Annotated in this window: 12 protein-coding genes; 4 read left to right on the top strand and 8 right to left on the bottom strand. The window is 72.5% G+C overall.

The window, feature by feature from the left end; genetic code table 11:
• Nucleotide 1: 1 nt before the first annotated feature.
• Entirely contained in the window at nt 2-640 is a 639-nt protein-coding gene (locus tag ITJ64_RS16490) for an NTP transferase domain-containing protein (RefSeq protein ID WP_194681776.1), read from the bottom strand.
• Nucleotides 641-662: 22 nt separating this feature from the next.
• On the opposite strand from ITJ64_RS16490, the gene ITJ64_RS16485 reads away from it, so the two are divergent.
• Together ITJ64_RS16485 and uraH are read left to right on the top strand one after the other, a co-directional pair.
• Entirely contained in the window at nt 663-1,172 is a 510-nt protein-coding gene (locus ITJ64_RS16485) for a 2-oxo-4-hydroxy-4-carboxy-5-ureidoimidazoline decarboxylase (protein ID WP_194681775.1), read from the top strand.
• A gap of 32 nt (nt 1,173-1,204) precedes the next feature.
• The gene (gene uraH, locus ITJ64_RS16480; protein ID WP_194681774.1) at nt 1,205-1,549 is read left to right on the top strand and encodes a hydroxyisourate hydrolase; all 345 of its coding nucleotides are present in this window, start codon (nt 1,205-1,207) and stop codon (nt 1,547-1,549) included.
• A gap of 12 nt (nt 1,550-1,561) precedes the next feature.
• Here the strand turns inward: uraH and pucL are convergent, their stop codons facing one another.
• Entirely contained in the window at nt 1,562-2,485 is a 924-nt protein-coding gene (gene pucL / locus ITJ64_RS16475; RefSeq protein WP_194681773.1) for a factor-independent urate hydroxylase, read from the bottom strand.
• Nucleotides 2,486-2,610: 125 nt separating this feature from the next.
• Nucleotides 2,611-4,035 (bottom strand): allantoinase AllB, encoded by a 1,425-nt coding sequence (gene allB, locus ITJ64_RS16470; RefSeq protein ID WP_194681772.1) that lies wholly within the window; start codon nt 4,033-4,035, stop codon nt 2,611-2,613.
• Between the two features lie 62 nt (nt 4,036-4,097).
• Between allB and ITJ64_RS16465 the strand changes: the two genes are divergently transcribed.
• Nucleotides 4,098-5,135 (top strand): methylenetetrahydrofolate reductase C-terminal domain-containing protein, encoded by a 1,038-nt coding sequence (locus ITJ64_RS16465; RefSeq protein WP_194681771.1) that lies wholly within the window; start codon nt 4,098-4,100, stop codon nt 5,133-5,135.
• 4 nt (nt 5,136-5,139) lie between these two features.
• Entirely contained in the window at nt 5,140-6,915 is a 1,776-nt protein-coding gene (locus tag ITJ64_RS16460) for an alpha-keto acid decarboxylase family protein (protein WP_194681770.1), read from the top strand.
• Between the two features lie 45 nt (nt 6,916-6,960).
• Here the strand turns inward: ITJ64_RS16460 and ITJ64_RS16455 are convergent, their stop codons facing one another.
• The 5 genes from ITJ64_RS16455 to ITJ64_RS16435 all read right to left on the bottom strand — a co-directional run bounded on the left by ITJ64_RS16455 (nt 6,961) and on the right by ITJ64_RS16435 (nt 11,742).
• Complete coding sequence (locus tag ITJ64_RS16455) at nt 6,961-7,554, bottom strand: pyridoxamine 5'-phosphate oxidase family protein (protein WP_194681769.1); 594 nt, start codon at nt 7,552-7,554, stop codon at nt 6,961-6,963.
• Nucleotides 7,551-8,354 carry a creatininase family protein gene (locus tag ITJ64_RS16450; protein ID WP_370545230.1) on the bottom strand — a complete coding sequence of 268 codons (804 nt, stop codon included), beginning with the start codon at nt 8,352-8,354 and terminating at the stop codon, nt 7,551-7,553. The genes ITJ64_RS16455 and ITJ64_RS16450 overlap by 4 nt, the downstream gene beginning before the upstream one ends.
• Nucleotides 8,351-9,700 (bottom strand): FAD-binding oxidoreductase, encoded by a 1,350-nt coding sequence (locus ITJ64_RS16445; RefSeq protein ID WP_194681768.1) that lies wholly within the window; start codon nt 9,698-9,700, stop codon nt 8,351-8,353. The genes ITJ64_RS16450 and ITJ64_RS16445 overlap by 4 nt, the downstream gene beginning before the upstream one ends.
• A gap of 61 nt (nt 9,701-9,761) precedes the next feature.
• A complete protein-coding gene (locus tag ITJ64_RS16440; protein ID WP_228508708.1) occupies nt 9,762-10,562 on the bottom strand; it encodes an SDR family NAD(P)-dependent oxidoreductase in 801 nt (266 codons plus the stop codon).
• Between the two features lie 4 nt (nt 10,563-10,566).
• Nucleotides 10,567-11,742 carry an ABC transporter substrate-binding protein gene (locus ITJ64_RS16435; RefSeq protein ID WP_194681767.1) on the bottom strand — a complete coding sequence of 392 codons (1,176 nt, stop codon included), beginning with the start codon at nt 11,740-11,742 and terminating at the stop codon, nt 10,567-10,569.
• Between the last annotated feature and the right edge of the window lie 24 nt (nt 11,743-11,766).

The following is an 11,766-nucleotide window of genomic DNA, read 5'->3' as shown; positions in this document are numbered from 1 at the left end:
TTCATTCCCGGTTCCCAGAAGGTGCTCCGGATGCTCGCACCGGCCGGTCGATGTCGTCACCCCCGCCGAGGTCGCTGCAGTCGACCTCCGTCGCCCCGTTCGCGGAAAGGAACGCCCGGGCACCGCGGTCGGCGCGCACGGAGCCGCTCCCGCCGCCCGCGGCCAGGGCGGCGAGGAGCGCCTCGGCGTGGTCGGCTCCGATGACCACCGGATGCCCGGGACGCCCGTCGTAGAACGCCTGCGCGAGGGTGCCGCGGTGGGCGCCGGCGCGGAGGCGCTCCACGGCCTCGGGGCGGAGGGCGGGCAGGTCGACGAGCGTCACCACGACGACGTCGGCGCCGGCCTCGACCGCCGCGCCCACGCCGTGCGCCAGGGAGGCGGAGAGACCCTCGGCCCAGTCCCGGGCATCCGTCGCCCTCACCCGCGGATCGGCGAGGGGGCCCGCCAGGAGGGAGCGGGCCTCGTCGGCGCGGGCGCCGAGCACGACGAGCACCTCGTCGCAGCCGCCGTCGAGCAGCATCCGGATGCCGCGGGCCGACCAGGGCTCGCCGTCGGCGCCCTCGACCAGGGCCTTCGGCCGGCCCATGCGGCGGCCGGCGCCGGCGGCGAGCAGCACGCCGATCGAGCGGGAGGGGGGCATGCCCTCATCGTAAGCTGGGGGCATGGAGAACGCGCCTGCGCCCGTCGACGGCCCGGAGTTCCGGGAGGCGCTGCGGTCGTGCCTCGGGGTGGAGCGGTTCGTGGCGGAGGTGGCGGCCGCGGCGCCGTTCTCGTCGCACGACCAGCTGCTCGCGGTGGCCGACCGGGTGGCGTCGTCGCTGACGCCGGACGAGGTGGATGCCGCGCTCGCGCATCACCCGCGGATCGGGGAGCGGGCCGCCGGCGATGGGCAGGCGCAGCGGTTCAGCCGCTCGGAGCAGTCGGCGGCCGACGCTTCGGACGCGGCGCTCGCCGAGGAGATCGCCGCGGGCAACCGGGAGTACGAGGCGCGGTTCGACCGGGTGTTCCTCATCCGGGCGGCGGGGCGGGGGCGGGCGGAGATCCTGCAGGAGCTGCGGCGGAGGCTGCTGCTCGACGAGGCGGCCGAGGCGGTCGTCGTCGCCGGGGAGCTGCACGACATCACGATGCTGCGGCTCGCGAGCCTGTACCCGCCCGACCCGGCCGCCGACTGAGCGCCGTCGACCTTCCCTATAAGAGGAGCAGCATGACCGAACGCAGCCACGTGACCACGCACGTGCTCGACTCCGTGATCGGACGCCCGGCGGCGGGGGTGCCCGTGATCCTCGAGCACGACGAGGTGGGCAACTGGGTGATGATCGGGTCGGCGACGACCGATGAGGACGGCCGCGTGAACAACCTCGGCCCCGTGGCGCTGAAGCCGGGTCGGTACCGCGTGAGCTTCGACACGGCGACGTACTTCGCCGAGCAGGAGGTGAAGGCCTTCTATCCCGAGGTGCAGATCACCTTCGACCTCGGCGACGCGGCGGCGCACTACCACGTGCCGCTGCTGCTCAGCCCCTTCGCCTACTCCACCTACCGCGGCAGTTAGGAGAAAAGCGGTTCAGGCGAAGCCGCCCGCGATCGTCCAGGCCGAGCCGGCCGCGGGGGCGTCGTCGCGCACGACGGAGGCCTGGATGAGGCCGTAGGGACGGTCATCCGCGTTGAAGACCTCGTTCTCGTTCGTCTGACCGAACGGCGACAGGTCGTAGAGAAAGTGGTGCTTGTTCGGCGCCGACATGCGGATCTCGGCGAGGAACGGGTACTGCTCGAGCACCGCCTTGCCCATCTCGTACAGCGTCTGCTGCAGGGCGAGCGAGTGCAGCGAGGCGAAGACCTCGATCATGGTGCGCTTGATGCCGAGGTACACGCCCTCCCAGTCGAAGGCGGCGGGGTCGCCCACCTCGTCCATCACGAAGCGCCACTTGGCCACGAGCGAGGTGGCCATGATGCGGTCGTTGGTCGGCGGGAGCAGCGTGTAGGAGTCCTCGAGGAAGCCGGTGAACTCCGAGCCGGTGGTCTTCAGCAGCACGAGGTCTTTGAACCCGCCGATGACGTGGCTGGTCTGCTCGGCTCCGACGCCCTCGACCGTGATGGCGGCGGTGCGCACCTCCTGACCTTTGCGCACGAAGGTGTGGTCGTGCTCCGCGCCGTCGACGACGGCGCGCTCCCACTCGTACTCCTCGATCTCGATGCGGGCGCCGGTGACGGGCTCGACGTCGTCGACGAAATGCGCCGCGAGGGTGAGGCCGTAGGGCTCGATCGAGGTGAGCCCCTTCTCCTTGGCGTAGGAGTAGGCGGTCTGCTTCTGGGTGTCGGTCGGGAGCACCGCGGCCTGGTCGCCCGTCAGGTGGGCCGGGTCGAAGGCTCCGCGCAGGGCGGTGGAGACGTTGACGTCGTGGATCTCGTGGCGCGGGCTGTCGCGGTAGACGCGCACGATGCGGTTCTCGGCTTTGCCGTACTGGTGCTCTCCGAGGACGATGGCCATGGTCTCCTGCTCACTGCGCGGAGGACGCTCGGTTCCGCGCAGCTCCAGTCTGTCGCCCGGGCGACGGCGTGATCGACGGATGCGGTGGCCGGGACGCGGAATTTACGTCCAATTTACAAGGCGGTTCAGCGGGTGGAACCCGGCCGCGAGAGCAGCTCGCCGAGGGGGGTGCGGGTGCCCTCGTCGAGGAGCTCGCCGGCCCCGCCGTGCACGATCCGGCCGCGGAGCCAGGTGGTGCCGACCACGCCCCGGAGGGTGCGGCCGTCGTAGGCCGAGACCGGGTTCTTGTGGGCGAGCGCGGCCGCGTCGACCGCGAACTCCTCCTCGGGCGCGAAGGCGACGAGGTCGGCGTCGCGGCCGGCCTCGATGGCGCCCTTCTGCGCCAGGCCCACGAAGGCGGCGGTGTTCGCGCTCATCCAGCCGAGCACGCGCTCGAGGGGGATGTCGCGCTCACGGGCGGCCGTCCAGACCGCGGGGAAGGACAGCTGCAGGCCCGAGATGCCGCCCCAGGCCTCCTGGAAGTCGCCGTCGCCCGCGAACTTCAGCTCGGCGGTCGAGGGGGAGTGGTCGCTCGCGATCAGGTCGATCGTGCCGTCGAGGAGGGCCTCCCAGAGCAGGTCGCGGTTGGCCTCGTCGCGGATGGGCGGGCAGCACTTGAACTGCGTGGCCCCGTCGGGGATCTGCTCGGCCGAGAAGGCGAGGTAGTGCGGGCAGGTCTCGACCGTGAGCGGCAGGCCCTCGGCCTTGGCGGCGCGGATGGCGTCGAGGGCGCGGGCGCTGGAGAGGTGCAGGATGTGGGCGCGGGCGCCCGTGACGCGCACGCCGTCGATGACGTGGGCGATCGCGTGCTGCTCGGCGGCGTCGGGGCGCGAGGCGACGAAGGCGTCGTAGTCGCGGCCGTCGGGGTCGGCCGCGGGCGTCGAGGACGGGTCGGTGGCCTCGGGCGTGGGTGTCGCCGCGGCGGCGTCGAGGGCATCCGGATCTTCGGCGTGCACGATGAGCAGCCCGCCGAAGCCGGCGATCTCCTCGAGGGCGCGGCGAAGCTCGGGGGTGCTGAGGTGCGGGAACTCGTCGACGCCCGAGGGGGCGAGGAAGGCCTTGAAGCCGAACACCCCGGCGTTCCACAGCGGCTCCAGCGCGCCGAGGCTCGACGGGATCGCCCCGCCCCAGAACCCCACGTCGACGCTCGCCTGCGGGGCGGCCGCCTCGCGCTTGACCGCGAGCCCCTCGACCGTGGTGGTCGGCGGGATGCTGTTCAGCGGCATGTCGACGATGGTCGTCACGCCCCCGGCGGCAGCGCCGCGGGTGGCGGTGGTGAAGCCCTCCCACTCGGTGCGGCCCGGCTCGTTGACGTGCACGTGGGTGTCGACGACACCCGGCACGAGCACCTGGCCCTCGGGGAGCGTGACCGTCTCGTGCGCCTGGAGCTCCTCGTCGTACTCGGCGATCGCGGCGATCACGCCGTCGCGCACGGCGACCGCGGCCTCCCGCCACTCCCCGTCGACCAGCACGGATCGGGAGCGGACGACGAGGTCGTAGGGCGCGGTCATGGGGCTCCTCGGGGCTCGGGCGGTGCGAAGTGGCACAAGCCTAGACGGCTAGCATTGGCGGCATGAGCGTCGTGACGCCGGAGCAGCGCGCGTCCTGCCCGAAGCACATGGAGTACGGGCCCTGCGGCGGCGTCGACTTCGACGGCACCTGCGAGGTGGGCGAGTTCCGCTGCGTGTTCCTCGACACGCCGACGGTGCGGTGGCACGGCACACCCCGCGTCGATCCCGTCGACCCGCAGCCCGGTGCCGCCGCGATGCGCGCGCTGCTCGCCACCCGCCCGATCGTCGTCGCCGACTTCCCCGGCCGCTCGGTCGACCGCGTCTCGCTCGCCGACTGCGCGGCCGCCCTCGCCGGCCGGGTCGACGCCACCCTCGCGGGCGACTCCGGTCGCAGCCGCGTGCAGTTCCCGCCGAGCTACCGCGCCCACCTCATCCAGCAGCAGGGCGTCGCCGTCTGGACCGGCCTGAACTGCCGCGACCGCAACCGCGTCGCCCTCGAGGGCGAGCTCGCGGGCCTCCGAGCGGTCGGTGTCGCCGGGGTGCACTGCGTCACGGGAGACCACACCGCGACCGGTGGGCGAGCGGATGCGCAGCCGGTCTTCGACCTCGACTCCACCCAGCTCGCCGCCCTCGCTGCCGCCCAGGGGCACCTCGTCTCGGTCGCCGAGGCCCCCACCTCGCCGCCCGTCGAGAAGCGCGCCGCCCGGCTGCGCGAGAAGGTGCTCGCGGGCGCCGACATCTGCTTCGTCAACCACGCCGGAGGGGTCGAGCCCGTGCGGCGCTTCATCGAGGCCACGCGCGAGGAGGGGGCCGAGCCCGCGTTCATCCCGTGCGTGCCGATGGTGATCGACAAGGGCAGCGCCGGGCTGCTCCGCTCGTTCACGACGCTCGTGCTGCCCGAGGGCTTCCTCGACCGCATCCTGCACGCCGCCGACCCCTATCGCGAGGGCCTCGACGCCGTCACCGAGCTCTGCGAGCGGATGCTCGAGCTCGACGGCGTGGCGGGCGTGAACCTGTCCGGCGGAGCCTCGGCCGGCGCAGAGGTCGAGTTCGCCGACGCGATGGGGATCGTGGCGGAGCGCCTCGGCCTGCGATCATGAACGCATGAGCGACACCACGCAGATTCCGCCCGCCGGCGACACCCCTGCCGGCAGCACCCCCGTCCGTCCCGCCGCCGGCACCGTCCCGGCGAGCACCGTTCCCGCCGGCACCGTCACGGTCGGCCAGTACCTCGCCGCCCGCCTCGTGCAGCTCGGCGCCGACCACGTCTTCGGCCTGCCGGGCGACTTCAACCTCAGCCTCCTCGACCAGATGGTCACGGTCGACGGCTTCCACTGGGTCGGTTCGACGAACGAGCTGAACGCGGCCTACGCCGCCGACGGCTACGCGCGCCTCCGCCGCGGCCTCGGCGCCCTCGTCACCACCTTCGGGGTCGGTGAGCTCTCGGCCATCAACGGCGTCGCCGGCAGCTTCTCCGAGGACGTGCCCGTCGTTCAGATCACCGGGATGCCCTCCACCAGCCAGAAGGCCGAGGGCGCCCACCTCCACCACACCCTGATCGACGGCGACTACGAGCACTTCTACCGCGCCTACCGCGAGGTCACCGCGTCGGCGACCATCGTGCGGGCCGCCACCGCGACGCGCGACATCGACGCCGCGCTGATGACGGCACTCCGGGAGTCCAAGCCGGTGTACCTCGGCATCCCGTCCGACGTCGCCGTGGCGCCCGTGCACGCCGCGAACCTCCGCCACCCGCTGGTCGCGGCGTCGAGCGACACCGGCGAGCTCGCCCGCTTCACCACGGCGCTCGCCGAGGCGGTCGCCACCGCGACCCAGGTGACGATGCTGGTCGGCCCCCAGGTGCACCGCCGCAGCCTCGAGCCGCTGGTGCGCGAGATCGCCGACCACGACGGCGTCTACGTGGCCTCGCAGAACATGTCCAAGGCGGTGCTCGACGAGTCGCACCCGGCCTCGCTCGGCACCTACATGGGCGCCTTCACCCGCGTCGACGAGGCCCGCGCCGCGGTCGACGAGGCGCCGCTGCTGGTGCTCGCCGGAACCGTGATGAGCGACTTCCTGACCGGCTTCTTCACCCAGCGCTTCGACGAGGACCAGGCGATCGAGCTCGGACTGACCGCCGCCCGCATCGCCGACACCACGTTCTACGGCGTGCGGCTCGAGGACTCCCTGCGCGCGCTGCACGCCGTGCTCGGGCAGACGTCGCGGCCCGCGGTGACGGCGGTCGGGCATCCGTCGATCGCCGACGCCGCCGCACCGGTCGTGGGGGCCGCCCTCGACCAGGAGTACTTCTGGGCCGCCGTGCAGGGCTGGCTGCGACCGCGCACCACGGTGATCGCCGATGCCGGCACCTCGTTCTACGGGGCGCTCGACCTCGTGCTGCCGGACGAGAGCGACCTGCTCGGGCAGCCGGTGTGGTCGTCGATCGGCTACACGATCCCGGCGACGCTCGGCGCGTCGGTGGCCGTGCCCGGGCGGCGCTCGGTGCTGTTCGTGGGCGACGGGGCGGCGCAGCTGACGATCCAGGAGCTGTCGACGGTGCTGCATCGCGGCTCCACGCCGGTGGTGTTCCTGCTGAACAACGACGGGTACACGGTCGAGCGCAAGATCCAGAGCCCGGCGGCGGTCTACCAGGACATCGCGCCCTGGGACTGGACGCTCATCCCCGCCGCCTTCGGGGCCGCCCACCTCGTGGTCACGGCGCGCGCGTCGACGCAGGACGAGCTCGCCGCCGCCCTCGAGCTCGCGCACGCCACCACCGACAAGGCGGTGCTGATCGAGGTCGTGCTGCCCGCGATGGACTCGCCGCGCCTGCTCACGGTGCTCACCGAGGCGATCGCGCACGCGGCCCAGCGCCGCTGACCGCCCTCCGCGCGGGCGGGCGGTGGCGGGCGGTGCCGAGCGGCGTCAGCCGGCCAGGAGGGACGCCGTCCAGGCGCCCGCGGCGTCGCGCCGGTACTCGGTGCGGCGGCTCGCCGTGTCGGGGTCGCCCTCCCAGAAGGTGAGCCGCACGGGGCGCACCACGAAGCCGGTCCAGGTGAGCGGTGGGGTGAGCGACGGATGCTCGTGCCCGAACTCCGCCCACTGCGAGAGCCGTTCGGCGCCGTCGAGGGCGGCGAACGACGCCGTGTTCAGCCACGACAGCTGCTGCAGGTAGCGCGAGCGGTGCTCGTAGGCCCACGCCTGCTCCGACGCCGAGGACGGCGACGCGTCGCCCTGCACCACGAGCTGCCGCCCCGGCCAGAGGAGCGTCAGCGCCACCCGCGGGTTCGCGGTGACGTCGGCGACCTTGCGCGAGCGGGAGTCGGTGTGGAAGTACAGCCCCGTGGCGTCGTACTCCGAGAGCAGCACGGTGCGGGCATCCGGGTACCCGCTCGCGGAGACGGTGGAGAGCGTCATCAGCGGCCGGACCGGGTCGTCGTTGGCGGGCAGCCAGGCGGCGAGCAGCTCGTCGGGGCCGGCGGTTCCCGGGGGAGCGACGACCGGGTCGAGCGCGGTCACGACCCCGAGGCGACAGAGCCCGACGACCCCGCCGCGTCGAACCGCGCGATCTCGGCGAAGGCCGCGACCGAGTCGCTCACCGCCGCCTCGAACAGCTCGGCGCCGTACTCGGCGGTCGCCCCGGTCGGGTCGCCGAGCGTGCCGTTCGTCGAGAAGTCGTTCGACAGCCAGCCGAAGGTGACCCGCTTCTTGAAGCCGATGTGCTCGTAGTCGGCGAGGTGCGCCGGTACGCTCCGCTCGGCGACCGAGAGGTCGACCAGTTCGGGACGCAGGTGCAGCACGAGCGAGGTCTCCGAGTGCCCGGCGTGGATGCCGAGCCCCAGCTCCTCGGGCCCGTCGTGCGCCCCGGCCGGCACGGTCGCGCCCATCAGGAAGGTCTGCAGCCCGAAGCGGCGGCGCAGCTCCCGGCAGGCCACCTGCAGCAGGGCGAGGTTGCCGCCGTGCCCGTTGAAGAACACGAGCTTCTTCGCGGGCGTCGCGGCGATCGAGTTGCCGAGTTCGACGACGGTCTGCATCAGCGTGTCCCAGCTGATCCACATCGTGCCGGGCGCCCAGTGGTGCTCGTCGCTCTTGGTGTACGCGAGAGTCGGCAGCACCCAGACGTCGAGCCCCTCGGCGGCGGCGCGGTCGACCGAGGCGTTCGCGACGGCGTCGGCGATCAGGTAATCCGTCATCAGCGGCAGGTGCGGGCCGTGGAACTCGATCGCGCCGGTGGGCAGCACGATCACCGAGTCCTCCGAGAGGGCGGCCTCGGCCGCGGTGCCCGAGAGCTCGACGAGGCGGCGGGTGGGGATGCTCACGAGTGCTTCTCCGGGCCGGTGACGACACCCTCCGGCGGCAGCTTGCCGGGGTTGAGCAGGCCCTGCGGGTCGGTCTGCGCGGCGAGGGCCCGCACCCGGTCGACCTTGTGGTCGACGTACCACTGGTGAGGGGAGTGGTAGCCGACGTCGATCGCCAGCAGGCGGTCGAAGCCCGCGTAGACGGCCTCGGGGCTGATGTAGGGGGCGGCGAGCATCCCGATCGGGTGGTCGCGCTGGGCCTCGATGTGCAGCATCGCGCCGGGGTAGACCTGGTGCACCTCGTCGAGCCGCTCGACGAGCGCGGCGCCCGAGACCTCGACGTGGAAGTAGGGCTCGTCGGTGGACTTCTGCAGCCACTCGATCGGGTGGTTGTACGAGAGCATCGAGATCTTCACGGTGGCCTGCGGGCCCTCGCGCACGTCCTCGACGGTGCCGCCGGCGCCCTCGACGAGCACCCGGGCGGCGTCGAGCGAGGCGACGTCGAGGATGGCGCGGAGCGAGGCGCGGTCGTGCGGGATGGCCGGGTCGGCCGGCAGCGCGTTGGCGATCTCGGGCAGGTCGGCCGAGACGAGGCGCGGGGTCGGCTCGAGCCAGCCGATCTGGCGGATGACCGAGGTCGCCTGCTCGAAGGTCGGGAAGCTCGCGTAGAAGCCGACCCACTCCTGCATGGGTTCGAGCGCGATGGTCGCGCGGGCGATGATGCCCGCGGTTCCGTAGGTGTGCACGTAGGGCTGAGCATCCGCCCCCTCGACGTGCACCAGTGCGGCCTCGGGGGACGCGTGCACCACGTCGAGCGCGAGCACGTAGTCGCCGCTCATGTTCGAGCCGTGCTTGATCGAGCCGGTGCCGCCCGAGCCGCCGGAGAGGAAGCCGCCGATCGAGGACTGCGCCGTGGAGGGGTACATCAGGATCTGCTGCCCGGTCTCGCGCGCGGCCTGCTCGATGGCGACCATCGTGGCGCCGGCCTCGGCCGTCAGGCGGCCCTCCTCGACCGACACCACGGCGCGGGCCTTCGAGACGTCGAGCACGAGCCCGCCCTCGAGCGGGATGGCCTGGCCGTAGTTGCCGGTGCCCTTGCCGCGCGGGGTGACGCCGACGCCGTGCCTCACGGCGGCCGCGACGACCTCGGCGATCTGCTCGGCGCTCGTCGGGAAGGCGACCAGGTCGGCGAGGCCGAGCGGCAGCTGGGCGGCGAGGATCGGCGACATCTTCGCGCCGTCGACCGACGCCTTCTCGCGCCCGCGGAGCTCGGTGGTGACTCCGCGTTCGCCGAGCAGGGCGGTCAGCTCGCTGGCGAGGCCGGCGATGTCGCCGGCGGTCGGTGCGGTGGTGGGGGAGATGGTCATGGTGGTCCTTCGATGCGGTGCGTGCGTGCGTGCGGTGAGGCGGGGACGACCGGGAGCCCGGTCAGTGCATGATCATGCCGCCGGTGACGTTCAGCGCCTGCCCGGTCATGTAGGCGGCGTCGTCGGAGGCGAGGAAGGTGGCGACCCCCGCCACGTCGGCGGGGTCGGCGAGCCGGCCGAGCGGGGAGTAGGTCGACCACAGCGCCACGTCGTCCGCGGTGCGGGTGGCCGCGCCCATCTCGGTGAGCACGTAGCCCGGGCAGAGGCAGTTGGCGGTGATCCCGGATGGCCCGAGCTCGAGGGCGGTCACCCGGGTGAGGGCGATCACGGCCGACTTCGAGGCCGCGTAGTGCCCCTGGCCCGCGCCGCCCGTCTTGCCCGCCATGCTGGCCAGGTTGATGATCGTGCCGCGGCGGGGGCCGACGGGGTCGGGGCCGGCGATCATGGCCCGGGCCGCGATCTGCGTCGTGACGAGCATGGCGGTGGTGTTGATGGCGAAGGTGGCCTCCCACTCCTCGACCGTGATGTCGAGCAGGGGGGAGAAGCGGAGGATGCCGGCGTTGTTGACCAGCACGTCGATGCCGCCGAGCTCGGCGATGGCCGCGCCCAGCACCTCGGCCGTGCCGGCGTGGTCGGTGAGGTCGACGGGGGCGAAGCGGCAGCCGGTCTCGTCGGCGAAGGCGGTGCCCTCGTCGACCAGCCGGTCGAGCACGACGACCTCGGCGCCCTCGGCGGCGGACCGCCGGGCGATGGAGGCGCCGATGCCGCGCGCGCCTCCCGTGACCACGATCCGCTTGCCGAGCAGCCGGTTCGGGATGGCGGTGCCGGTGGACGGGACCGTGGTCACGGGAGGATGCGTCATGGTGCTACTTCAGGCCGATCGAGGTGTCGATGTACTCGTTGGTGTAGAGGTCGTCGACGGTCAGTCCGTCGGCGGGCGTCGCACCGATCTTCTCGAGGATCGGCACGGCCTTGTCGAAGAACGAGGCCATGCGGGCCTCGTCCAGGTCGCCGATGGCGTCGTTCGAGCCGTTGGAGACGAGCCCGAGGTCGATCATCTGCTTGACCGAGAAGTCGGCCACGCCCTGAGAGTAGACCCAGCCGGTGTCGAACTGGTCGACCAGGTCGAGGATCATCGTGTTCACCGGAGCCGGGTCGGCGAAGTAGTCGACCTCGGCCTGCTGCAGCACGGGCACCAGGGCCTTCAGGCAGTCGGCGTTCGCCTCGAGGTCACCGGTGCGGGTGGCCATGACCGACTGGTAGTAGTCCCAGCCGGTGTCGTTGATCAGCTGGAAGTCGACCGGCTTCATCCAGTCGGCGACCTCGTTCTCGTAGATGTACGGCTCGGCCGAGGCGAAGCCCTGCTGGGCCGCCTTGCCCTGGTCGGCGACGAAGTTCGCCGGGGTGCCGTCGTAGCTGCCGTCGGCCTGGGCCTCGGGAACCTGGCCCGACTCCTTCAGGTACTCCATGTAGGTCGAGTCGGCGAAGTAGCGCACGACGGCGCCCTTGCTGGTGACGTCCTTGATGCTCTTCGCGTCGGGGTAGGTCGCCGGGTCCCACATGATCATCAGGGGGCTCTTCTCCAGCGGGGCGAAGACGCCCGTGGTGGGGAAGTCGGCCGAGTTCTGGATCTGCTCGTCGGTGGAGACGTAGCCGAGCATGATGTCGGGGTCCTGGTACATGATCGAGGTCACGCTCTGGAAGCCGATCGCCGGGCCGCCGGAGCGGATCTCGACGTTGACGCCGGTGTACTCGCCCGAGCTGTAGAGGGGGCCGCTGACGCTCTTGTTGCTCGCGTCGACCACGGGGTCGGGGCCGAGCAGCTGGTACAGGTGGCCGTGCTCGGCCTCGGGGTTCCAGTCGGTCTGCAGCACGACGTTCGCCGGGCAGCCGGCGGCGGCCAGGTCGACCGAGCCGATCTCGGCGTCGGAGGCGGGGGTGGACTCGCTGCTGGAGGCACCGCTCGAACAGGCGGTGAGGGCGACGGCCGTGGCGGCCACGAGGCCCGCCGTGAGCACGAGCCGGGATCGGGTTCTGCGCATTACATCTCCTTTGGGGGTGGTGCG

Source organism: Herbiconiux sp. VKM Ac-1786 (assembly GCF_015350805.1).
In the GTDB taxonomy this organism is placed as follows: domain Bacteria; phylum Actinomycetota; class Actinomycetes; order Actinomycetales; family Microbacteriaceae; genus Herbiconiux.
The sequence above is the reverse complement of the archived record's forward strand: the minus strand, read 5'-3'. Positions and strand labels throughout refer to the sequence as shown.